The organism is Pseudomonas sp. GW821-FHT07F05, from assembly GCF_059418765.1.
Genome location: NZ_JBWKQL010000012.1, coordinates 37,797 through 59,963, shown reverse-complemented (window position 1 = coordinate 59,963; position 22,167 = coordinate 37,797). Strand labels below are relative to the sequence as shown.

The 22,167-nt window shown below is 59.7% G+C and carries 19 protein-coding genes; 5 read left to right on the top strand and 14 right to left on the bottom strand.

The genetic code is table 11. From position 1 onward, the window contains the following. Positions 1 to 39 precede the first annotated feature (39 nt). The 3 genes from fabA (at position 40) to AC07RO_RS21310 (ending at position 2,845) form a co-directional block, all read left to right on the top strand. Entirely contained in the window at positions 40 to 555 is a 516-nt protein-coding gene (gene fabA, locus AC07RO_RS21320) for a 3-hydroxyacyl-[acyl-carrier-protein] dehydratase FabA (protein ID WP_192174895.1), read from the top strand. Between the two features lie 10 nt (positions 556 to 565). Beyond that, positions 566 to 1,792, top strand: coding sequence for a beta-ketoacyl-ACP synthase I (gene fabB, locus AC07RO_RS21315; protein ID WP_133771614.1), 1,227 nt, complete (start codon positions 566 to 568; stop codon positions 1,790 to 1,792). A gap of 180 nt (positions 1,793 to 1,972) precedes the next feature. Beyond that, entirely contained in the window at positions 1,973 to 2,845 is an 873-nt protein-coding gene (locus AC07RO_RS21310; protein WP_495087005.1) for a pirin family protein, read from the top strand. A gap of 71 nt (positions 2,846 to 2,916) precedes the next feature. On the opposite strand, the gene AC07RO_RS21305 is transcribed toward AC07RO_RS21310, so the two are convergent. Both AC07RO_RS21305 and htpG read right to left on the bottom strand, forming a co-directional pair. Then, positions 2,917 to 3,642, bottom strand: coding sequence for a dienelactone hydrolase family protein (locus AC07RO_RS21305; RefSeq protein ID WP_122538412.1), 726 nt, complete (start codon positions 3,640 to 3,642; stop codon positions 2,917 to 2,919). A gap of 78 nt (positions 3,643 to 3,720) precedes the next feature. Then, on the bottom strand, positions 3,721 to 5,625 hold the full coding sequence (gene htpG / locus AC07RO_RS21300) for a molecular chaperone HtpG (RefSeq protein ID WP_495087004.1): 1,905 nt from the start codon (positions 5,623 to 5,625) through the stop codon (positions 3,721 to 3,723). A 327-nt stretch (positions 5,626 to 5,952) separates the two neighbouring features. On the opposite strand from htpG, the gene AC07RO_RS21295 reads away from it, so the two are divergent. After that, positions 5,953 to 6,204, top strand: coding sequence for a hypothetical protein (locus AC07RO_RS21295; RefSeq protein ID WP_065986299.1), 252 nt, complete (start codon positions 5,953 to 5,955; stop codon positions 6,202 to 6,204). 101 nt (positions 6,205 to 6,305) lie between these two features. Here AC07RO_RS21295 and brnQ read toward each other — a convergent pair whose 3' ends face one another. The 10 genes from brnQ to sdhC form a co-directional block, all read right to left on the bottom strand. Further along, a complete protein-coding gene (brnQ, locus tag AC07RO_RS21290) occupies positions 6,306 to 7,619 on the bottom strand; it encodes a branched-chain amino acid transport system II carrier protein (RefSeq protein ID WP_192174892.1) in 1,314 nt (437 codons plus the stop codon). Positions 7,620 to 7,932: 313 nt separating this feature from the next. Then, positions 7,933 to 8,820, bottom strand: a complete 888-nt coding sequence (gene sucD / locus AC07RO_RS21285) for a succinate--CoA ligase subunit alpha (RefSeq protein WP_037009399.1) — start codon at positions 8,818 to 8,820, stop codon at positions 7,933 to 7,935. Beyond that, entirely contained in the window at positions 8,820 to 9,986 is a 1,167-nt protein-coding gene (gene sucC, locus AC07RO_RS21280; protein WP_004882574.1) for an ADP-forming succinate--CoA ligase subunit beta, read from the bottom strand. Before sucC ends, sucD begins: the two co-directional genes overlap by 1 nt. Before the next feature lie 199 nt (positions 9,987 to 10,185). Next, a complete protein-coding gene (lpdA, locus tag AC07RO_RS21275; protein ID WP_346626384.1) occupies positions 10,186 to 11,622 on the bottom strand; it encodes a dihydrolipoyl dehydrogenase in 1,437 nt (478 codons plus the stop codon). Between the two features lie 172 nt (positions 11,623 to 11,794). Then, entirely contained in the window at positions 11,795 to 13,057 is a 1,263-nt protein-coding gene (gene odhB, locus AC07RO_RS21270; RefSeq protein ID WP_495087003.1) for a 2-oxoglutarate dehydrogenase complex dihydrolipoyllysine-residue succinyltransferase, read from the bottom strand. Between the two features lie 42 nt (positions 13,058 to 13,099). Further along, positions 13,100 to 15,931 carry a 2-oxoglutarate dehydrogenase E1 component gene (locus AC07RO_RS21265; protein ID WP_495087002.1) on the bottom strand — a complete coding sequence of 944 codons (2,832 nt, stop codon included), beginning with the start codon at positions 15,929 to 15,931 and terminating at the stop codon, positions 13,100 to 13,102. A gap of 269 nt (positions 15,932 to 16,200) precedes the next feature. Further along, entirely contained in the window at positions 16,201 to 16,905 is a 705-nt protein-coding gene (locus AC07RO_RS21260; RefSeq protein WP_122538402.1) for a succinate dehydrogenase iron-sulfur subunit, read from the bottom strand. Between the two features lie 11 nt (positions 16,906 to 16,916). Continuing rightward, on the bottom strand, positions 16,917 to 18,689 hold the full coding sequence (sdhA, locus tag AC07RO_RS21255) for a succinate dehydrogenase flavoprotein subunit (RefSeq protein ID WP_192174889.1): 1,773 nt from the start codon (positions 18,687 to 18,689) through the stop codon (positions 16,917 to 16,919). A 3-nt stretch (positions 18,690 to 18,692) separates the two neighbouring features. Next, the gene (gene sdhD / locus AC07RO_RS21250) at positions 18,693 to 19,061 is read right to left on the bottom strand and encodes a succinate dehydrogenase, hydrophobic membrane anchor protein (RefSeq protein ID WP_122538398.1); all 369 of its coding nucleotides are present in this window, start codon (positions 19,059 to 19,061) and stop codon (positions 18,693 to 18,695) included. Next, positions 19,055 to 19,429 (bottom strand): succinate dehydrogenase, cytochrome b556 subunit, encoded by a 375-nt coding sequence (gene sdhC, locus AC07RO_RS21245; RefSeq protein WP_133771634.1) that lies wholly within the window; start codon positions 19,427 to 19,429, stop codon positions 19,055 to 19,057. The genes sdhD and sdhC overlap by 7 nt, the downstream gene beginning before the upstream one ends. 362 nt (positions 19,430 to 19,791) lie before the next feature. On the opposite strand from sdhC, the gene gltA reads away from it, so the two are divergent. Continuing rightward, complete coding sequence (gene gltA / locus AC07RO_RS21240; RefSeq protein ID WP_037009384.1) at positions 19,792 to 21,081, top strand: citrate synthase; 1,290 nt, start codon at positions 19,792 to 19,794, stop codon at positions 21,079 to 21,081. A gap of 85 nt (positions 21,082 to 21,166) precedes the next feature. On the opposite strand, the gene AC07RO_RS21235 is transcribed toward gltA, so the two are convergent. Both AC07RO_RS21235 and AC07RO_RS21230 read right to left on the bottom strand, forming a co-directional pair. Beyond that, positions 21,167 to 21,775 (bottom strand): START domain-containing protein, encoded by a 609-nt coding sequence (locus AC07RO_RS21235; RefSeq protein ID WP_192174887.1) that lies wholly within the window; start codon positions 21,773 to 21,775, stop codon positions 21,167 to 21,169. 45 nt (positions 21,776 to 21,820) lie between these two features. Beyond that, positions 21,821 to 22,078, bottom strand: a complete 258-nt coding sequence (locus AC07RO_RS21230) for a YkgJ family cysteine cluster protein (RefSeq protein ID WP_495087001.1) — start codon at positions 22,076 to 22,078, stop codon at positions 21,821 to 21,823. Positions 22,079 to 22,167 lie beyond the last annotated feature (89 nt).

Genomic DNA, 22,167 nt, shown 5'->3' with positions numbered 1-22,167 from the left:
ACGCCACACCCTGCCGCACAGGATTATCGAGGAGTTCGCATGACCAAACAAAACGCCTTTACCCGGGAAGATCTGCTGCGCTGCAGTCGCGGCGAGCTGTTCGGCCCAGGTAATGCGCAATTGCCCGCCCCCAACATGCTGATGGTCGATCGCATCACCCACATCAGCGAAGAAGGCGGCAAGTACGGAAAAGGTGAATTGGTCGCCGAACTCGATATCAACCCGGACCTGTGGTTCTTCGCCTGTCACTTCGAAGGTGATCCGGTGATGCCGGGCTGCCTGGGCCTCGATGCCATGTGGCAGCTGGTCGGCTTCTTCCTCGGCTGGCAAGGCCTGCCGGGCCGCGGTCGCGCACTGGGCTCGGGCGAAGTGAAATTCTTCGGTCAGGTCCTGCCGACCGCCAAGAAAGTCACCTACAACATTCACATCAAGCGCGTCCTCAAAGGCAAGCTGAACCTGGCGATCGCCGACGGTTCGGTCAGCGTGGACGGCCGTGAAATCTATACCGCCGAAGGCCTGCGCGTCGGTGTCTTCACTTCCACTGAAAATTTCTAAGGGTATTCGCATGCGCCGCGTCGTTATCACTGGTCTGGGCATTGTTTCCTGCTTGGGCAATGACAAAGACACCGTCTCCGCCAACTTGCGTGCAAGTCGCCCTGGCATCCGTTTCAACCCGGAATACGCCGAAATGGGTCTGCGCAGCCAGGTATCGGGTTCCATCGATCCAAACCTGCCGCTCAAGGAACTGGTCGACCGCAAAACCCTGCGCTTCGTTGGTCAGGCGGCGGCTTATGCCTACGTGGCCATGAAGAGCGCCGTGGAAGACTCCGGCCTGACCGAAGAGATGGTATCCAACCCGCGTACCGGTCTGATTGCCGGCTCTGGCGGTGCTTCGACCCTGAACCAGATGGAAGCGCTGGACATCCTGCGCGAGAAAGGCATCAAAAAGGTTCTCCCGTATTACGTCACCCGGACCATGAGCAGCACGGTTTCAGCCTGTCTGGCGACGCCATTCAAGATCAAGGGCCTGAACTACTCCATCGCTTCTGCCTGCGCCACCAGTGCTCACTGCATCGGTACCGCCATGGAGCAGATTCAGATGGGCAAGCAGGACATCGTGTTTGCCGGCGGTGGCGAAGAGGAGCACTGGAGCCAGTCGTTCCTGTTTGACGCCATGGGCGCACTGTCCAGCAAACGCAACGACACGCCTGAACAGGCTTCCCGTGCCTACGACGCTGACCGTGACGGTTTCGTCATCGCCGGCGGCGGCGGCATGGTGGTGGTCGAGGAACTGGAGCACGCTCTGGCCCGTGGCGCGAAGATCTACGCAGAGCTGGTAGGCTACGGCGCCACTTCCGACGGTTATGACATGGTCGCTCCAAGCGGCGAAGGCGCCATCCGCTGCATGCAGCAGGCGTTGTCCACCGTTGATGGCACCATCGACTACCTGAACACCCACGGCACCTCCACTCCGGTCGGCGACGTCAAGGAAATGGAAGGCGTGCGTGAGGTGTTTGGCGACAAGGCGCCTGCCATCAGCTCCACCAAGAGCCTGTCGGGTCACTCCCTGGGCGCCGCCGGCGTTCACGAAGCGATCTACTGCATGCTGATGATGGAAGGCAACTTCATGGCCGGTTCGGCGAACATCGACGAGCTGGACCCAGCCGTTGCCGACATGCCGATCCTGACCAAGACCCGCGAAAACACCGAACTGAATCTGGTGATGAGCAACAGCTTCGGCTTCGGCGGCACCAACGCCACGCTGGTGATGAAGCGCTGGACTGGCAAGTAATCTGGTCAGTTGCAGACAAAAGGCGCCCTTCGGGGCGCCTTTTTTGTGGACTGCTTTTTTGTGGGGCTGACTTTAGCCGGGAGGACGTCGGTCGTCATGCCGCGACATTGATAGCGTCCAAACCGACCCCTTCCCGGCTGAAGCCGGTCCTACAACCGCACCGAAAGAGAGAGCGCCATCATGCTGACCATCATTCCCCGCGCCGAAGACGTCGAAGGCCAACCGATCCTGCGCCCCCTCCCCGCTGCGCAATGCCGAAGCGTGGGGCCTTTCGTTTTTTTCGATCACATGCTGGAGACCACCTACGCGCCCGGCACCGGCATGGACATCCGCCAGCATCCGCACATCGGCCTGTCGACGCTGACCTACCTGTTTGAAGGCGAAATCCGACACAAGGACAGCCTGGGCAGCGATCAGCACGTAAGGCCCGGCGAGGTCAGCTGGATGACCGCCGGAAGCGCCATCGCCCACATTGAACGCACACCCGAGGACTTGCACGCCAGTGGCTCTCGCCTGCATGGCCTGCAAGTCTGGCTGGCTTCGCCCAAATTCCATGAGCAAGGCGAAGGTCATTACAGCCATCACCCCGCCGCCACACTGCCGGTCAGCGACGCCATGGGTATTCGTATCCGCTTGATCGCGGGCGAAGGCTTTTGCCTGAAGTCGCCGGTGCCGGTGCTGTCACCCACGCTTTACGCCGAACTGAACCTACTGACGGCGACGACGCTGTGTGTGCCCCACGAGCACGAACAGCGCGCGCTGTATGTTATCGAAGGCGACTTGCTACTGGATGGCGAGCGGGTGCAGCCGCGCAGTCTGGTGGTGCTGGACGCAGGCAGCGAGCCGACGCTTTGCGCGGAAAGCGAATGCCATGCGGTGCTGATCGGCGGTGCGCCCCTGGATGGGCCGAGAAAGATGAACTGGAATTTCGTCGCCAGCGATCCGGCGCTGATTGAACAGGCCAGGGCGAAATGGGCGGCCGGGGACTGGCCGACCGTGCCGGGGGAAGTGGAGCGGATTGAATTGCCGGTGGGCAGCAGGCCGAAGCGCTGATTGGCCGCGGCCTGCCCGGACGCTGTGGGAGTGACCGGAGAGGGCACTCCCACAACAGTTAAAACATCACATCAGCCCGCGAACACTTCGTCCAGCAGGTTGTGCATCGAGGTAAACGCGCGCTTGGAAACGGTCGGGTTGTACATCTGTACGCCCGGATTGTTGGCGTGTGGGTCGGTGAACGAATGGAACGCCCCGCCGTAGCTCAAGAGTTGCCAGTCGACGTTGGCAGCGTTCATCTCGGCTTCAAATGCCGGCAGCTGCTCTTTTGGCACCAGAGGGTCGGACGCGCCGTGCATCACCAGCACTTTGCCCTTGATGTTGTTGGCGTCAGCCGGGTTCGGCGTGTCGAGCGTGCCATGGAAGGAGACCGCAGCCTTCAACGGCGCACCGGTGCGCGCCAGTTCCAGTGCGCAGCAACCGCCGAAGCAGAAGCCGAACGCCGCCAGCCGGGACGTGTCGACGGCCGCAATGGTCTGCGCAGTCAATTGATCCAGGGCGGCCTTCATGCGTGTGTTCAACAGCACGCGATCGTTCTTCAACGGCATCATGGCAGCCGCCGCTTCATCACCATTGGTCGGGCGTACTTGCTGGCCGTAAAGATCCGCCAGCAAGACCACATAGCCCTTCGCCGCCACGTCTTTGGCAATCTGCTCGGCGTCTTCGCTGACGCCCATCCAGTTAGGCGCCATCACCAGACCCGGTGCGGCCTGAGCACCTTCGCTGAAGGCCAGACGACTCTCGTAGCTCACGCCGTCGATGTCATACACGACGGACTGCACGGTCACATTGCTCATAGCGAACTCCTGCTGATAAGGATGGAGGGAGATTAAATGACAAAACCCGCCGGAGCGGGTTCTGCCGTGACGCGGATGTTAAACCGAGAGCTCGACCAACAACTTGTTCAAACGGCGCACGTAGGCAGCCGGATCTTTCAAGCTGTCGCCAGCTGCCAGCGCAGCCTGGTCGAACAGGATGTGCGACAGATCGCCGAAGCGGTCTTCATTCTGCTCGTTGTCCAGCTTGCCAATCAGCGGGTGCGACGGGTTGAATTCGAAGATCGGCTTGGAGTCCGGCACCTTCTGACCACTCGCTTCCAGAATCTGACGCATCTGCAGACCCAAGTCCTGCTCGCCGATCGCCAGAATCGCCGGCGAATCGGTCAGACGGTGAGAGACGCGGACTTCGCTGACGGCATCACCCAGCGCAGTTTTCAGGCGCTCGATCAGGCCTTCCTTGTCCTTGGCGACTTCTTCCTGGGCTTTCTTGTCCTCTTCGGAATCAAGCTTGCCCAAGTCCAGGTCACCGCGTGCCACGTCGACAAAACCCTTGCCGTCAAAGTCGCTCAGGTAGCTCATCAGCCACTCGTCGATACGGTCGGTCAGCAGCAGCACTTCAATGCCTTTCTTGCGGAAGACTTCGAGGTGCGGACTGTTCTTGACCTGCGCGTAGCTTTCGCCAGTGAGGAAGTAGATCTTGTCCTGACCTTCCTTGGCGCGCGACAGGTAGTCGGCCAACGAAACGCTCTGCTCGCCACTGTCGTCGGAAGTCGATGCGAAGCGCAGCAGGCCGGCGATTTTCTCTTTGTTGGCGAAGTCTTCGGCCGGGCCTTCCTTCAGCACCTGACCGAAGTTTTTCCAGAAGCCTTTGTAGTCTTCCGGCTGGTTTTTCGCCAGCTTCTCCAGCATGTCCAGCACACGCTTGGTCAGCGCCGACTTCATCGAATCGATGATCGGGTCTTTCTGCAGGATTTCACGGGACACGTTCAGGGACAGGTCGTTTGAATCGACCACGCCCTTGATGAAGCGCAGGTACAGCGGCAGGAACGATTCGGCCTGGTCCATGACGAACACGCGCTGCACATACAGCTTCAGGCCGCGCGGTGCTTCACGCTGATACAGATCGAACGGCGCGCGGGCCGGCACGTACAGCAGCGAGCTGTATTCCAGCTTGCCTTCGACCTTGTTGTGGCTCCAGCTCAGCGGGTTCTCGAAATCGTGGGCAATGTGCTTGTAGAACTCCTGGTATTCCTCGTCCTTGACCTCGGTACGTGGACGGGTCCACAGCGCGCTGGCACGGTTGACGGTTTCCCACTCTTCAACAGGCTCAGCGTCGCCTTCGACCGGCGCCTGCTCTTTCGGCAACTGGATCGGCAGGGCGATGTGGTCGGAGTACTTTTTGATGATGTTGCGCAGACGATAGCCGTCAGCGAACTCATCTTCGGCGCTCTTGAGGTGCAGCACGATGCGCGTACCGCGATCGGCCTTCTCGAGGGTGGCGACTTCAAACTCGCCCTCGCCTTTCGAGGACCAGTGCACACCTTCGCTGGCGGGCAGGCCGGCGCGGCGGGTGAACACTTCAACCTGGTCGGCCACGATGAACGCGGAGTAGAAACCGACACCGAACTGACCGATCAGGTGAGAATCTTTCTTCTGATCACCGGACAGGTTCTTCATGAAGTCGGCGGTGCCAGACTTGGCGATGGTGCCCAGATGAGTAATGACATCCTCGCGGCTCATGCCGATGCCGTTGTCTTCCAGAGTGACCGTCTTCGCGTCCTTGTCGTAGCTGACACGGATCTTCAGCTCGGCGCCGCCTTCCAGCAGCTCAGGCTTGGACAGTGCCTCGAAGCGCAGCTTGTCCACCGCGTCGGACGCGTTGGAGATCAGCTCGCGAAGGAAGATTTCCTTGTTCGAGTACAACGAATGGATCATGAGGTGCAGCAGCTGCTTCACCTCGGTCTGGAAGCCCAGGGTTTCCTTTTGAGTTTCCACACTCATGGTCATCAAACTCCAATCAGTCCACACAAATAGGGGTAGCTGCGCGAAACGCCGAGGGCGGCTCCGAGCAGCGGGTTGTCATCAAGGTGGGGGCTGGGGAGACGATTTCAAGGGCAGGCGTGCTGTCAGCGAAGAATCTTCACCCGCCGAAAATCTCCGGGCTGCAGATCTGTCGACTGAACACCGGACATAAACCACTAACCGCCTGTGATCAGCCGAGTTGTTACACCGCTGAGACGCTTATGTATTTATCCCGCCGGAACATGGAACTAACCTTATAACCGAATGCTCGAAGGCACGTTGATGACCAATAAGGAGAAACACCCCATGCGTAAATCTTTAGCTATTGCCCTCATGCTTTCTGCCACTCTGGGCCTCGCCGCCTGTGACAAAAAATCCGAAGATAAACAGCAAGATGCAAACAAGGCTGCCGAGCAGTCGCAAGAATCGATGCAAAAAGCGCAAGACAAAGTGAACGACGCTGCCAAAGAAAGTCAGGAAGCCGCTCAAAAGAACGCTGAAGCCGCTCAAGAGCGCGCGAAAGAAGCGAACCAGGCAGCACCTGCAACTAAGCAGTAAGTTTCCAGAGTTTCAAAAAACAAAGCCCGCATTTAGCGGGCTTTGTTTTGTCTGGTTGAAAAGATCGGCGTGTTTATTCTGCAACGCGCCGACCTTCCCCCTCAGGCCAGCGCTTCGCTGCGCTTGCCCAGCATGCGATCCACCACGAACGCGATGAACAGCGTGATCAGCGACGGGATCAGCCAGGCCAGGCCTTGCTCGCTCAACGGCAGATGGGCCAGCGCATCCGGCAGGTACACACCCAGCGCAGAACCCTTGACCGCATCCACCGCACCGATCAGGAACGCCACCAACATGACCGGCGCGACGATCCGTCCTTGCTCGTGCCAGAAGTCCTTGCAGAAGCTCAACGCCACCAGCGCAATGCACGGCGGGTAGATGGCGGTCAGCACCGGGATCGAGAACTGGATCAGCTTGGTCAGACCAAGGTTGGACACCAGCAGCGAAAACGCCGCCAGCAAGATCACCAGTGTCTTGTAAGACAGCGGCAGCACGCGGCTGAAGTACTCGGCGCAAGCGCAGGTCAGGCCAACCGCGGTGACCAGACACGCCAGCGAGATCAGAACGGCAAGGAAGCTGCTGCCCAGGGTGCCGAAGGTGTGCTGAACGTAAGCATGCAACACCGCAGCGCCATTGGTGGCACCGGCGGCGATGGCATGGCTGTCCGAGCCCAGGCGGAACAGGCTGATGTAGACCAGCGCCAGACCGACACCGGCGATCAGGCCGGCGATGATGGCGTAACGGGTGATCAGCCGAGGCGACTCGACACCGCGGGAGCGAATCGCATTGACGATGACGATGCCGAAAACCAGCGCGCCCAGGGTATCCATGGTCAGGTAGCCGTTGATGAACCCCTGGGAAAACGGCGCGGCGACGTAGGCAGGTTCGGCAATGCCCACCTCCCCCGCTGGCAGGACAAACGCGGCGATGCCGAGGATAGCCAAAGCGATAATCTTCAGCGGCGCAAGGAAGCGACCCACAGTGTCGAGCAATCGACCCGGATAAAGGGAGATCCAGAACACCAGCACGAAATAAACCAGGCTGTAGAGAAACAGTGCGAGGGGGCTTTCGCCGGTCAACGGCGCCAGGCCGACCTCAAACGACACCGTCGCCGTGCGCGGCGTGGCGAACAACGGACCTACGGACAGGTAGCAGACGGCGGCGAGAATGGTCCCGGCGACCTTGCCGATCGGGCTGCTCAACGCGTCCATAGCGCCGCCAACTTTGGCGAGCGCGATGACAGTCACCACCGGAAGGCCGACGGCCGTGACCAGAAAGCCCAAAGCGGCCATCCATACGTTGGGGCCGGCCTGGAGGCCTACGATCGGGGGGAAGATGATATTGCCAGCGCCGACGAACAGCGCAAACGTCATGAAACCCAGTGCCAGAATGTCCTGGCCTTTCAACACTTTCATTAAGGAAACCACACTGCTGAATCGGAATTAAGAAGAGGATTTCCCTGAGGGTGGGGGAAATGCTGCCCGCCCTTTTAAGACAGACCCTGAGCGCGCCGCCGCTCCTTGTGGGAGCCGACTGCACAAAACGGCGGCTAGCCTACCCTATTTGGCGCACCGATACAGGGCGGTACGACCGCTGAATGCACATTCGTGTCGCATATCAGAAATGTCTGACAGGATTGAGGCAAGAGCACGAGGCAAATCGAAACGCCGGAAACGCAAAAGCCACCCGAAGGTGGCTTTTGTTGATCAAGCAGTGAGACGAGGGCGATTAAGCCTTCTTCACTTCCCAACCGGTCAGCTCAGCCAGGGCTTTGCCGATGTCAGCCAGAGAACGCACGGTTTTCACGCCTGCGTCTTGCAGTGCAGCGAATTTCTCGTCTGCCGTGCCTTTGCCGCCGGAGATGATCGCGCCCGCATGGCCCATGCGCTTGCCCGGAGGAGCAGTCACACCCGCGATGTAAGAAACGACTGGCTTGGTCACGTGTGCCTTGATGTAGGCAGCCGCTTCTTCTTCAGCCGAACCGCCGATCTCGCCGATCATGACGATCGCTTCGGTCTTCGGGTCTTCCTGAAACAGCTTCAGGATGTCGATGAAGTTCGAACCCGGGATCGGGTCACCACCGATACCGACGCAGGTCGACTGACCGAAACCGGCGTCAGTGGTCTGCTTCACAGCTTCGTAAGTCAGGGTGCCGGAACGCGACACGATACCGACCTTGCCTGGCAAGTGAATGTGACCTGGCATGATGCCGATCTTGCACTCGCCCGGGGTGATGACGCCTGGGCAGTTAGGGCCGATCAGGACCACACCCAGTTCGTCGCACTTGACCTTGGCTTCGAGCATGTCGATGGTCGGGATGCCTTCGGTGATGCAAACGATCAGCTTGATACCGCCGAACGCTGCTTCAAGGATGGAATCCTTGCAGAACGGAGCCGGAACGTAGATGACCGAAGCGGTTGCGCCGGTTTTTTCTACTGCTTCGGACACCGTGTTGAACACGGGCAGGTTCAGGTGCGTGGTGCCGCCCTTGCCTGGGGTCACGCCGCCAACCATTTTAGTGCCGTAGGCAATGGCTTGCTCGGAGTGGAAGGTACCCTGGGAGCCGGTGAAGCCCTGGCAGATAACCTTGGTGTCTTTATTGATCAGGACGCTCATTATTTGCCCTCCGCAGCTTTGACGACTTGTTGAGCAGCGTCGGTCAGGCTGGTAGCTGCGATGATGTTCAAGCCGCTTTCTGCCAGTACTTTAGCGCCCAGCTCAGCGTTGTTGCCTTCAAGGCGAACAACCACCGGGATTTTCACGCCGACTTCTTTCACGGCGCCAATGATGCCTTCGGCAATCATGTCGCAGCGAACGATGCCGCCGAAGATGTTGACCAGTACTGCAGCGACGTTGGTGTCGGACAGAATGATCTTGAACGCTTCGGTAACGCGCTCCTTGGTTGCGCCGCCGCCTACGTCGAGGAAGTTGGCTGGCTTGCCGCCATGCAGGTTGACGATGTCCATGGTGCCCATGGCCAGACCGGCACCGTTGACCATGCAGCCGATGTTGCCTTCCAGTGCCACGTAGTTCAGTTCGAACTTGGCAGCGTGGGCTTCACGTGGGTCATCTTGCGATGGATCGTGGAAAGCCTTCAGCTTTGGCTGACGGTACATGGCGTTGGCATCGATGTTGATCTTGGCGTCGAGGCAATGCAGATCGCCGTCAGCCTTGATCACCAGCGGGTTCACTTCCAGCAGGGCCAGATCGTGGTCCTGGAACAGCTTGGCCAGACCGGTGAAGATCTTGGCGAACTGGGTGACCTGCTTGCCTTCCAGACCCAGCTGGAATGCCAGATCGCGACCCTGGAATGGCTGAGCGCCAACCAGTGGATCGATGGTCGCTTTGAGAATCTTCTCAGGCGTGTCGTGAGCGATCTTCTCGATGTCCACGCCACCTTCGGTGGAGGCCATGAACACGATACGACGGCTCGAACGATCGACTACAGCGCCCAGATACAGCTCTTTGGCGATGTCAGTGCACGATTCAACCAGGATCTTGGTGACTGGCTGACCGTTGGCATCAGTCTGGTAAGTGACCAGACGCTTGCCCAGCCACTGTTGAGCGAACGCAGCGGCGTCTTCCTTGCTGCGAACCAGCTTGACGCCGCCCGCTTTACCGCGACCGCCTGCGTGAACCTGGGCTTTGACGACCCACTCGGTTCCGCCGATCTTGTCGCACGCTTCTGCTGCTGCTTCCGGGGTGTCTACTGCATAGCCCTTGGATACTGGCAGGCCGTATTCAGCAAACAGCTGCTTACCCTGATACTCGTGAAGATTCATGCTTATTACCGTCTTCGTTAGGTACTGCGCATTCGGTGCTGCTCGTCAAAGCGTGCCGCACCACCTGTGACCGCTTCTCCCGGAGAACGCCGGTCAGGCATCAAGCCTGCCCTTCGCTGCCGGGAGTTCGAGTCCAACGGACCTTCCGCGGTAAGCCCTGGGAGCAGGGCCTACGACGGGCGGACCGTCGTGGTTATCTTTAGCGTTTTTTCTTGTTCTGGATGTGGATGGCGCCGCCATTCACAGCCAGTGCCGCTTCGTGCAGCGCTTCGGACAGCGTCGGGTGGGAGAAGACCATCATGCCGATGTCTTCGGCACTGGTGCCGAACTCCATGCCGATCGCGCCCTGCTGTACCAGCTCTGCAGCGCCAGGACCAATGACGTGTACACCCAGTACACGGTCGGTCTTGGCATCAGCGATGACCTTGACGAAACCGCCGGTGTCATTCGCTGCCATTGCACGGCCGCTGGCCGCGAACGGGAACTGACCGACGTTGACTTCCACGCCTTCGGCCTTCAGCGTCTGCTCGGTTTTACCGACCCATGCGATTTCCGGGTGGGTGTAGATAACCGACGGGATCAGGTCGTAGTTCATCTGGGTCTTGTGACCCTTGATGCGCTCGACAACCATGATGCCTTCTTCGGATGCTTTGTGCGCCAGCATCAGACCACGAACCACGTCACCGATCGCGTACACGCCAGGAACGCTGGTCTCGCACTGCTCGTTGACGAAGATGAAACCGCGCTCGTCGATGTCGACACCGCTGTCTGCAGCCAGCAGCTCGGTGGTCACCGGGCGACGGCCAACGGCCACTATCACGCGGTCGAAGGTGATGTTCTGCTCGCCGTCCTTGTCGGTGTAGGTCACGACGACTTCGTCGCCATTGACCTTGGAACCGGTGACGCGTGCGCCCAGCTTGATGTCCAGACCCTGCTTGGTGAAGGTCTTCTGCGCTTCCTTGGCGACAGCTTCGTCAGCGGCCGGCAGGAATTTCTCCAGGGCCTCGAGCACCGTCACTTTGGCACCCAGGCGAGCCCAGACCGAACCCAGTTCCAGGCCGATTACACCGGCACCGATGACGCACAGGCGCTCAGGCACAGCCGGGAATTCCAGGGCGCCTGTCGAATCGACGATGGTGACCTGATTGACCGGGGCCGGCGGAATGTCGATCGGACGCGAACCGGAGGCCAGAATGATGTTCTCGGCTTCGATGACTTCGGTGGTGCCGTCAGGCTTGGTCAGCTCGACTTTCTTGCCGGCCAACAGCTTGCCGTGGCCTTGCAGGGAAGTGACGCCGTTGGCCTTGAACAGGCTGGCAACCCCGCCGGTCAGGCCTTTGACGATCTGGGCCTTGCGGCCAATCATGGCAGCAATGTCCATTTTCAGGTCGTTGAGCGAGATACCGTGAACACCGAACTGGTTCTTGGCTTCGTAGAATTTCCAGGAGCTGTCCAGCAGCGCCTTGGACGGGATGCAGCCCACGTTCAGGCAGGTACCGCCGAGGGCCAGCTTGCCCTCTTTATCCTGATACTTCTCGATGCAGGCAGTCGTGAGACCGAGTTGCGCGGCCTTGATAGCAGCCACGTAGCCGCCAGGGCCAGCGCCAATCACTACCACGTCGAATTTCTGGGACATAGAAAAGAGTTCCTCTTTAGCTGCGAGCTTTAAGCTGCAAGCTACAAGCTGACCTGCGATGAACTGCAGGATCGGCTTGCGACTTATTCATTGATACCAACCGCGAGTGACAAGCTGCATACCGTACCGCTTCTGACTTGAAGCTTTCGGCTTGCAGCTTGACGCTGCTTCGTTAGATGTCCAGCAACAGACGCGCCGGGTCTTCCAGCAGGTTCTTGATGGTCACCAGGAACGTCACGGCTTCTTTACCGTCGATCAGGCGGTGATCGTAGGACAGCGCCAGATACATCATCGGACGGATGACGACCTGACCGTTGATCGCCATAGGACGCTGCAGAATGTTGTGCATGCCCAGGATGGCCGCTTGCGGCGGGTTGACGATCGGGGTCGACATCATCGAACCGAAAGTACCACCGTTGGTGATGGTGAAGGTACCGCCAGTCATCTCGTCGATGGACAGTTTGCCGTCACGGGCTTTTTTGCCGAAGGTGGCGATGCCGCCTTCGATTTCAGCCAGGCTCATCTGCTCGGCGTTGCGCAGCACCGGAACCACCAGGCCACGATCGCTCGACACGGCAACGCCGACGTCGGCATAACCGTGGTAGACGATGTCGGTGCCGTCGATCGAAGCGTTGACCGCAGGGTAGCGTTTCAGCGCTTCGGTCGCTGCCTTGACGAAGAACGACATGAAGCCCAGGCGTACGCCGTTGTGGGACTTCTCGAACAGGTCCTTGTACTTCGAACGCAGGGCCATGACTTCGGTCATGTCGACTTCGTTGAAGGTGGTCAGCATCGCCATGTTGGACTGAGCTTCAACCAGACGCTCGGCAACCTTGGCGCGCAGACGGGTCATCGGCACGCGCTTCTCGGTGCGGTCGCCAACGGCGGTCACAGGAGCAGCGGCTGCAGCAGCAGGCTTGGCGGCAGGCGCGGCGGCAGGCGCGGCGGCCGGAGCGGATTTCTTCGCTTCGATGGCAGCGACGACGTCTTCCTTGGTCACGCGGCCGTCTTTGCCGGTGCCTTTGACGCTGGACAGGTTGATTCCGTTTTCTTCGGCCAGCTTGCGGGCAGCCGGAGCGCCGATCGCGTCTTCATCACCGGAAGCAGCGGCTGGGGCAGCGGCAGCCTGGGCAGGCGCAGCAGCAGGAGCCGATGCAGCGGCGGCTGGAGCGGCCGCAGCTGGAGCGGCAGCGGCGCCGCCCTCTTCGATCGAGCCCAGCAACTGGTTCGACAGGACAGTGGCGCCCTCTTCGGCAACGATTGCGCCCAGTACGCCGTCAGCTTCGGCCAGTACTTCCAGAACGACCTTGTCGGTTTCGATATCAACGATCAGGTCGTCACGCTTGACGGCGTCGCCCGGTTTTTTGTGCCAGGTGGCAACGGTGCCGTCGGCAACGGATTCCGGGAAAGAGGGGGCTTTGATCTCAATAGCCATTATCTGTAATTCCTTTAATTCGGTTTCTAGTGCGCGAAGGCGTTAAACGGAGAACGCGTCTTTCAGCAGTTTTTCCTGCTGTTCGGCGTGCATCGAAGCGTATCCACAAGCAGGAGCAGCGGAAGCATCACGGCCGGCATACTCGAGAACGAGGTTGCGGTTGTGATTGCCGATGCTGCGGCGCAGGTGGTGCTGACTGCTGTACCAGGCGCCCTGGTTCATCGGTTCTTCCTGACACCAGACCACGTTGGTCAGGTTGGTGTAAGGCGCGATGGCCTCCATCAGGTCGTCTTCCGGGAACGGATAGAGCTGCTCGAGACGCACGATGGCGATGTCTTCGCGGCCTTCGGCACGGCGTTTTTCCAGCAGGTCGTAGTAGACCTTGCCGCTGCACAGCACCAGACGCGTCACTTTCGCGGCATCGAGGGTGTCGATTTCCGGGATGACGGTCTGGAACGAGCCATGGGCCAGATCTTCCAGGGTCGACACGGCCAGCTTGTGGCGCAGCAACGACTTCGGCGTTAACACGATCAGCGGCTTGCGCAGCGGACGGATCACCTGACGGCGCAACAGATGGTAGATCTGAGCCGGGGTGGTCGGTACGCAGACCTGAATGTTGTGCTCGGCGCACAATTGCAGGTAACGCTCAAGACGTGCCGATGAGTGCTCCGGGCCCTGCCCTTCGTAGCCATGGGGCAACAGCATGGTCAGACCGCACAGACGGCCCCACTTGTGCTCGCCGCTGGTGATGAACTGGTCGATCACGACCTGTGCACCGTTGGCAAAGTCACCGAACTGGGCTTCCCAGATCACCAGCGCATTGGGCTGAGTGGTCGAATAACCGTATTCGAACGCCAGCACGGCTTCTTCCGACAGGAACGAGTCGTACAGGTCGAAACGAGGCTGACCGGCGTACAGGTTCTGCAGAGGCACGTAGGTCGCGCCGTCTTTCTGGTTGTGCAGCACGGCGTGACGGTGCGAGAACGTACCGCGACCGACGTCCTGCCCGGTGATGCGCACGTGATGGCCTTCGAATGCCAGCGTGGCGTAAGCCATGGTTTCCGCGTAGCCCCAGTTGATCGGAAGGCCACCGACTTGCATCTTCTGGCGGTCTTCGTAGATTTTCTGGACCTGACGCTGGACCACGAAACCTTCTGGCACTTCCATCAGCTTGGCTGACAGTTCCTGAAGCGTCTTGAGGTCGAAACTGGTGTCGTGACGTGCCGTCCACGCGTGACCCAGGTACGGACGCCAGTCGACGAACAATTCCTTGTTCGGCTCTTTGACCAGGCTTTTGACCACATGCATGCCGTTGTCCAGCGCGTTGCGGTACTCGTCGACCTTGGCCTGAGCGGCTTCGGCGTTGAGGATGCCTGCGGCGGCCAGAGAATCGGCGTACAGCTCACGGGTGGTGCGCTGCTTGGCGATCTGCTGGTACATCAGCGGCTGGGTGCCGCTCGGTTCGTCGGCTTCGTTGTGGCCGCGACGACGGTAGCAGACCAGGTCGATGACCACGTCACGCTTGAACTGCATGCGGTAGTCGATCGCCAGCTGGGTCACGAACAGCACGGCTTCCGGATCATCGCCATTCACATGGAGGATCGGCGCCTGAATCATCTTGGCAACGTCGGTCGCGTACTCGGTAGAGCGCGAATCTTCCTGCTTGCTGATGGTGAAGCCGACCTGGTTGTTGATCACGATGTGGATCGTGCCGCCCGTCTTGAAGCCACGGGTCTGCGACATCTGGAAGGTTTCCAGCACCACACCCTGGCCAGCGAACGCAGCGTCACCGTGGATCGAGATCGGCAGGACTTTCTCGCCAGTGGCGTCGTTGCGACGGTCCTGACGGGCACGCACCGAACCTTCGACCACAGGTGAAACGATTTCCAGGTGGGACGGGTTGAACGCCATCGCCAGGTGGACTTCGCCGCCGGTAGTCATCACGTTGGACGAGAAGCCCTGGTGGTACTTGACGTCACCGGAGCCCAGTTCGACCTTCTTCTTGCCTTCGAACTCGTCGAACAGGTCGCGCGGGTTCTTGCCGAAGGTGTTGACCAGCACGTTGAGACGGCCACGGTGGGCCATGCCGATGACAACTTCCTTGGTGCCGTAGGAACCGGAGCGCTGAATCAGCTCGTCGAGCATCGGGATCAGGCTTTCGCCGCCTTCCAGACCGAAACGCTTGGTGCCCGGGTACTTGGTGCCCAGGTACTTCTCCAGACCCTCGCCCGCCGTGACGCGCTCGAGCAGGTGGCTCTTGATGTCGGCGGAATAGGCAGGACGGCCGCGCACGCTTTCGAGGCGCTGCATGAACCAGTTGCGCTGGTTGGAATCGACGATGTGCGTGAACTCGGCGCCGATGGTGCGGCAATATGTCTGCTGCAACGCTTCGACGATTTCGCGTAGGCTCGCTTCTTCCTTGCCGATGAACAGGTCGCCGGCACGGAATGTGGTATCGAGGTCAGCGTTGGTCAAACCGTAATGGTTGATCGACAGGTCAGCTGGCGCAGTACGCTTCCACAGACCCAGAGGATCGAGTTGCGCACCCTGATGGCCGCGCATACGGAATGCCTGGATAAGTCGCAGCACTTCAACTTGCTTCTTTTCATGCTCGCTGCTCACGCTGCCGGCAGAGACCGGTTGGGCGCGGCGCTGGTTTTTCCCCAGCAACACAAAATGATCGCGAACCGTAGAGTGCGATACATCGGTGGCAGTGCTGCCGTCAGCCGGCAACGTCTGAAAATAGGTGCGCCACTCTTCTGGCACAGCGTTAGGGTCGTGCAGGTAGAGCTCGTAGAGCTCTTCCACATAGGCAGCGTTACCACCGGAAAGGTGGGCGCTGTTCCACATGCGCTGCATCACGCTTTCTTGCATGCTTGGTCACCCTCGATTAGGGGACACCATCGGCGTCGATGCCAGCGCAAACTTGAAAAGTCCATGTGCAGCGACTTCAAGTCACTAGGGATCACGCAGATAGTCCGGGTACCAGCCCGGATGCCCCTGCTGGTTTCATTTCTTCAAAATAAGAGCTGAAGCCATACGACAACTGCTCAGGTTAAAACTACGGCGCCGGTTGAAGCCTGCGCCGCAGCGTTTACGGGTGCTGCAGTAGCGGGTGCTGCGATGTTACAGGTGCGGCAAACTCAGACACCGCTTTTGAGCAGCATGTTGCGCACGTGACCGATAGCCTTGGTTGGATTCAAGCCTTTCGGGCACACGTTGACGCAGTTCATGATGCCGCGGCAGCGGAACACACTGAACGGATCGTCCATGGACGCCAGACGCTCTTGCGTCCGGGTGTCGCGGCTGTCAGCCAGGAAACGATAGGCTTGCAGGATCGCAGCAGGACCCAGGAACTTGTCGGGGTTCCACCAGAAGGACGGGCAGGACGTGGAACAGCAAGCGCACAGAATGCACTCGTACAGGCCGTCGAGTTTTTCCCGCTCTTCCGGGGTCTGCAGGCGCTCGATGGACGGAGCCGGCGTGTCGTTCTGCAGGAATGGCTTCACCTTCTCGTATTGCTTGTAGAAGATGCTCATGTCGACGGCGAGGTCACGGATGACCGGCAGACCAGGCAGTGGGCGAACCACCAGCTTGTTGCCCTTGACCACGGCCGACAGCGGCGTGATGCAGGCCAGGCCGTTCTTGCCGTTGATGTTCATGCCGTCGGAACCGCACACGCCTTCGCGGCACGAACGACGGTACGAGAAGCCTTCGTCCTGCTCTTTGACCAGAGCCAGCACGTCCAGCACCATCAGGTCCTTGCCACCGGTGTCGACCTGGAAATCCTGCATGAACGGCGCGGCGTCCTGATCAGGGTTGTAGCGATAAACACTGACTTGCAACATGGCGGTCACCCTTAATAAGTCCGAATCTTAGGTTCAAAAGTCGGAACAGTTTTCGGCGAGAAGTTCACGGCACGCTTGGCTACGCGTTTTTCACCCGGGAAGTACAGGGTGTGGCACAGCCAGTTCTCGTCGTCGCGATCTTCGAAGTCTTCACGGGCGTGAGCGCCACGGGACTCCTTGCGATGCTCTGCGGCGATCGCCGTTGCTTCAGCGACTTCCAGCAGGTTCTGCAGCTCCAGCGCTTCGATCCGGGCAGTGTTGAACGCCTGGCTCTTGTCGTTGATCTTGACGTTGGCGATGCGCGTGCGCAGGTCAGCCAGCTGGGCAATACCCTTCTGCATGTATTCGCCGGTACGGAACACACCGAAGTAGTTCTGCATGCAGCTCTGCAGCTCTTTGCGCAGGGTCGCGACGTCTTCGCCATCGGTACGCGAGTTCAGGCCGTTGAGGCGAGCCAGCGCGACGTCGATGTCGGTTTCGGAAGCGCGACGGTAGTCGACGCCCTCGTTGAGCGCCTGCTCCAGGTGCAGACCCGCAGCACGGCCGAAGACCACCAGGTCGAGCAGCGAGTTGCCGCCCAGACGGTTGGCACCGTGAACCGATACGCACGCCACTTCACCGACCGCGAACAGGCCCGGGATGATGGTGTCGACGCCGGCGGCGTCCTGAGTGATCGCCTGACCATGAATGTTGGTGGCAACGCCGCCCATCATGTAGTGGCAGGTCGGTACGACAGGGATTGGCGCCACAGCTGGATCGACGTGTGCGAAGGTCTTGGACAGTTCCATGATCCCTGGCAGACGGCTGTGCAGCACTTCTTCACCGAGGTGATCAAGCTTGAGCATTACGTGGTCGCCGTCAGGACCGCAACCGTTGCCGGCGATGATCTCTTTAACCATCGAGCGAGCCACAACGTCACGACCGGCAAGGTCCTTGGCGTTTGGCGCGTAGCGTTCCATGAAACGCTCGCCGTGCTTGTTGATCAGGTAACCGCCTTCACCACGGCAGCCTTCGGTGACCAGTACACCTGCGCCGGCGATGCCGGTCGGGTGGAACTGCCACATTTCGATGTCCTGCACCGGTACACCGGCACGCAACGCCATGCCCACGCCGTCGCCGGTGTTGATCAGGGCGTTGGTGGTGGAGGAATAGATGCGACCGGCACCGCCGGTGGCCAGTACAGTCGCGTCGGCGCGAATGTAGGAGGTTTCACCGGTTTCGATACAGATGGCGATGATGCCGACGAACGCGCCGTCCTGGTTCTTCACCAGGTCAACGGCGTAGTACTCGTTCAGGAATACGGTGCCGGCTTTCAGGTTGGCTTGATACAGGGTGTGCAGCAGCGCGTGACCGGTACGGTCGGCAGCGGCACAGGTACGTGCAGCCTGACCGCCCTTGCCAAAGTCCTTCGACTGACCGCCGAACGGACGCTGATAGATGCGGCCCTGCTCGGTACGGGAGAACGGCAGCCCCATGTGCTCGAGCTCGAACACGGCTTCCGGGCCAACGGAACACATGTATTCGATAGCGTCCTGGTCACCGATGTAGTCGGAGCCCTTGACGGTGTCGTACATGTGCCAGCGCCAGTCATCGTTCGGGTCGGCCGAAGCGATTGCGCAGGTGATGCCACCCTGGGCGGAAACGGTGTGGGAGCGAGTCGGGAAGACCTTGGTGACGACAGCGGTCTTGTGGCCGCCCTGAGCCAGCTGCAATGCGGCACGCATGCCCGCACCGCCGCCGCCAATGATAATGGCGTCGAATGAAAGCGTATTAATGTTAGCCATGAATCAGATACCCCAAAGAATCTGCACACCCCAGACGAAGTAAGCGAACATCGCAATGCCGCACACCGCCTGAAAAAGGAAACGCACCACTGTCGCGGACTTGCCCAGCGCCATCGGCGTCAGGTAGTCGGTCGCGATGGTCCACATGCCAACCCAGGTGTGAGCCGCCAGGGCTACAAGGGCCAACAGGCTGAAGATGCGCATTGCGTTATGGGAGAAGAGCGCGTGCCACGTGGCGTATTCGATGCCAGGGTGAGCGATCAGGTACCCGATCAGGAAAATGAAATAAGCCGCGAGTACGACGGCGGAGACGCGTTGCGCCATCCAGTCATACAGGCCCGAACGAGAAAGGTTGGTGACGTTGGTTACCATATCCACACTCCTGCCAGAACGATCACCACCACAGACACGGCGATAACGATTTTAGAGCCCAGCTTGCCGCCTTCCAGCGTCTCGCCGATGCCCGAGTCCATGATGAGATGACGGACGCCCGCCACCAGGTGATACAGCAGTGCGGACAGAAGAGCCCAGATCACGAACTTGGCCAGCGGACTGGTCAGTCCCGCTTTCACCGACGCGAAGCCTTCCTCGGAGTCGAGCGACAGGTCCAATGCATAAAGCATGATGGCAATGCCGACGAAGAGGATGACACCGGAGATACGGTGAAGGATGGACGTGTAAGCAGTGATAGGGAGTTTGATGGTCCTTAGGTCTAGGTTTACAGGTCGTTGGCTTTTCACGGCTTTTTTTCACACTGAAGAGCCCTAACACTCAGGGCAAGTTGTTGGGAAGTGTACTGGTCAGGTACCCACTACCCAGGAAGTGACCAACCCCGTTGAATCGGGCCTGAAAGCCCCTGGCGGTCGGACGCCGAGTATAGACAGTTAGCCAACTAATGACAACGCGCAGACCCTGTCCCAAGGGTGGATTGCTTTAGCCCGATAATTGGCGTAAATGGCCCGTAATTTCGACGAAAACCCTGCGTTAAAGCCTTCTGCTACAAGACTTTTGGCAAATTGACTTTAGAATTTATCTCACTATAGTGATGCGGGCCCTGCGTGGGGGGTCTGTCTGATGATTTGAAGCATAATTAGGAGGCCACATGGCTGATAAAAAAGCGCAGTTGATCATCGAGGGCGCAGCCCCCGTCGAGCTGCCCATTCTGACCGGCACCGTTGGTCCCGATGTTATCGACGTACGCGGCCTGACTGCCACCGGACGCTTCACATTTGACCCTGGCTTCATGTCCACCGCCTCATGCGAATCGAAGATCACCTACATCGATGGTGACAACGGCATTCTCCTGCATCGCGGCTACCCGATCGAACAGCTGGCCGAGCAATCGGACTACCTGGAAACCTGCTACCTGCTGCTCAACGGCGAACTGCCAACCGCCGAGCAAAAAGCCGAATTCGTCGTCACCGTGAAGAATCACACCATGGTGCACGAGCAACTCAAGACCTTCTTCAACGGCTTCCGTCGCGACGCCCACCCGATGGCCGTCATGTGCGGTGTGGTCGGCGCCCTCTCGGCGTTCTACCACGACTCACTGGACATCAATAATCCGCAGCACCGCGAAATCTCCGCGATCCGCCTGGTCGCCAAGATGCCGACCCTGGCGGCCATGGTTTACAAGTACTCCATGGGTCAACCCATGATGTACCCGCGCAACGACCTGAGCTACGCGGAAAACTTCCTGCACATGATGTTCAACACGCCGTGCGAGATCAAACCGATCAGCCCGACGCTGGCCAAGGCCATGGACCGGATTTTCATCCTCCACGCCGACCACGAACAGAACGCCTCGACGTCCACCGTGCGCATGGCAGGCTCGTCGGGCGCCAACCCGTTTGCCTGTATCGCCGCCGGTATCGCCGCACTCTGGGGCCCTGCCCACGGTGGCGCGAACGAAGCCGTGCTGACCATGCTCGATGAGATCGGCGATGTGTCCAATATCGACACCTACATCGCCAAGGCCAAGGACAAGAACGATCCGTTCAAGCTGATGGGCTTCGGTCACCGGGTTTACAAGAACCGAGACCCGCGCGCCACTGTGATGAAACAGACCTGCGACGAAGTCCTGCGCGAACTGGGCATCACTAATGACCCGCAGCTCGAGTTGGCCATGCGCCTTGAAGAGATCGCCCTGACCGACCCGTACTTCATCGAACGCTCGCTGTACCCGAACGTCGACTTCTACTCGGGCATCATCCTCAAGGCCATCGGCATCCCGACCAGTATGTTCACCGTGATTTTCGCCCTGGCGCGAACTGTCGGCTGGATCTCTCACTGGAAGGAAATGCTCTCCAGCCCTTACAAGATCGGCCGTCCACGCCAGCTGTACACCGGCGAAGTGTCGCGCGACATCGTTCCGCTGGCCGAGCGCAAGTAACTCGACAGCCGCCACGACGACGCAAAAAAAGGCTGCCCTCGGGCAGCCTTTTTTGTGTGTGGCTTTAGCGTCTCAAGCGAACCGATCAGTTCTTCTCGGCTCGGTCCTTCAGCGCTTTCAGGGTATTGAACGGCGCATCCACCACGAACTTGTTCGCCAGCCAGGACGGCACGCTGCCGCCAGGCTCGGTGTGCACCTGATAGGTCACCTCGGTCAGGTTGTCGCCCTTGGGCACGAACTTCCAGAACCCCTCAACCTGCGCCACCCGCACAAAGCCCTTCTCTTCCGGGATGTACTTGGGCTCGCCTTCCAGCTCACGGGTCACGCTGCCATCGGCGCCTTCCACCGTCGTCACTTTCAGCACCGAATCCCGCGGCGTGACCGGCCACGGTGTATTGAACTGGGAGTAGGTCCAGGTCTTGTCGCCGTCGTGCTTGAGGATCTTCTGCAGCTTGCACTCGTGAATCCACGCGCAGGCAGCAGCTACGTCTTCCTGCAACGCTCTGAGCTTGCCGATGCCCGCCTTGATGGTGGTCACGCCTTGATAAGCCTTGTACTGCGATCCGGGAACTTCGCTGAGGGAGACCTTGATGCCCTCCTCGTTCTTCGCGACTTTCCACTCTTCAGCCTGCGCTGAAGCAGCCACCCATACAGTCAGTCCCAAGCCGAAAGCAATGCGGTACAGCGAACTCATATGGTGTTCCTTATTGTTGAAGTTCAGTCGCGCCTCGGGTGCGCTTCACGCCACCGATGTCATCTTTTCCCACCAGCCGATCAGACGGATTGCGTCCTCGGGGCCGGTACCGCACACCTCAGGGTCCGCCGCAAACTGACCACACACCGCCGGCCTTCCCGGCTGTCCAAAAATGCCGCAGAGCATATCCAGCGACAAGTGCAGACAGCGCATGCCCGCAGGCTTGCCGTCAGGCATCCCGGGAATCGGTGAGGTAATGGACGGCGCGATGCAGCACGCGCCGCAGCCTGGACGGCATTCCATGAAAAGAACCTGTGTGGCAGTGAGAACGATGGCCTGATCTTACGCGCTAAAACACACGTTTGAAATCGAGCGCTCTGACAGCGTCATGG

Coding starts and splice junctions, on each gene's coding strand:
- AC07RO_RS21310 (WP_495087005.1), top strand. CDS start 1,973: ATGCTGACCATCATTCCCCGCGCCGAAGACGTCGAAGGCCAACCGATC.
- sucD (WP_037009399.1), bottom strand. CDS start 8,820: ATGAGCGTCCTGATCAATAAAGACACCAAGGTTATCTGCCAGGGCTTC.
- fabB (WP_133771614.1), top strand. CDS start 566: ATGCGCCGCGTCGTTATCACTGGTCTGGGCATTGTTTCCTGCTTGGGC.
- gltA (WP_037009384.1), top strand. CDS start 19,792: ATGGCTGATAAAAAAGCGCAGTTGATCATCGAGGGCGCAGCCCCCGTC.
- htpG (WP_495087004.1), bottom strand. CDS start 5,625: ATGAGTGTGGAAACTCAAAAGGAAACCCTGGGCTTCCAGACCGAGGTG.
- AC07RO_RS21305 (WP_122538412.1), bottom strand. CDS start 3,642: ATGAGCAATGTGACCGTGCAGTCCGTCGTGTATGACATCGACGGCGTG.
- odhB (WP_495087003.1), bottom strand. CDS start 13,057: ATGGCTATTGAGATCAAAGCCCCCTCTTTCCCGGAATCCGTTGCCGAC.
- AC07RO_RS21265 (WP_495087002.1), bottom strand. CDS start 15,931: ATGCAAGAAAGCGTGATGCAGCGCATGTGGAACAGCGCCCACCTTTCC.
- fabA (WP_192174895.1), top strand. CDS start 40: ATGACCAAACAAAACGCCTTTACCCGGGAAGATCTGCTGCGCTGCAGT.
- AC07RO_RS21260 (WP_122538402.1), bottom strand. CDS start 16,905: ATGTTGCAAGTCAGTGTTTATCGCTACAACCCTGATCAGGACGCCGCG.
- sdhA (WP_192174889.1), bottom strand. CDS start 18,689: ATGGCTAACATTAATACGCTTTCATTCGACGCCATTATCATTGGCGGC.
- sdhD (WP_122538398.1), bottom strand. CDS start 19,061: ATGGTAACCAACGTCACCAACCTTTCTCGTTCGGGCCTGTATGACTGG.
- lpdA (WP_346626384.1), bottom strand. CDS start 11,622: ATGTCCCAGAAATTCGACGTGGTAGTGATTGGCGCTGGCCCTGGCGGC.
- AC07RO_RS21230 (WP_495087001.1), bottom strand. CDS start 22,078: ATGGAATGCCGTCCAGGCTGCGGCGCGTGCTGCATCGCGCCGTCCATT.
- sucC (WP_004882574.1), bottom strand. CDS start 9,986: ATGAATCTTCACGAGTATCAGGGTAAGCAGCTGTTTGCTGAATACGGC.
- AC07RO_RS21235 (WP_192174887.1), bottom strand. CDS start 21,775: ATGAGTTCGCTGTACCGCATTGCTTTCGGCTTGGGACTGACTGTATGG.
- AC07RO_RS21295 (WP_065986299.1), top strand. CDS start 5,953: ATGCGTAAATCTTTAGCTATTGCCCTCATGCTTTCTGCCACTCTGGGC.
- brnQ (WP_192174892.1), bottom strand. CDS start 7,619: ATGAAAGTGTTGAAAGGCCAGGACATTCTGGCACTGGGTTTCATGACG.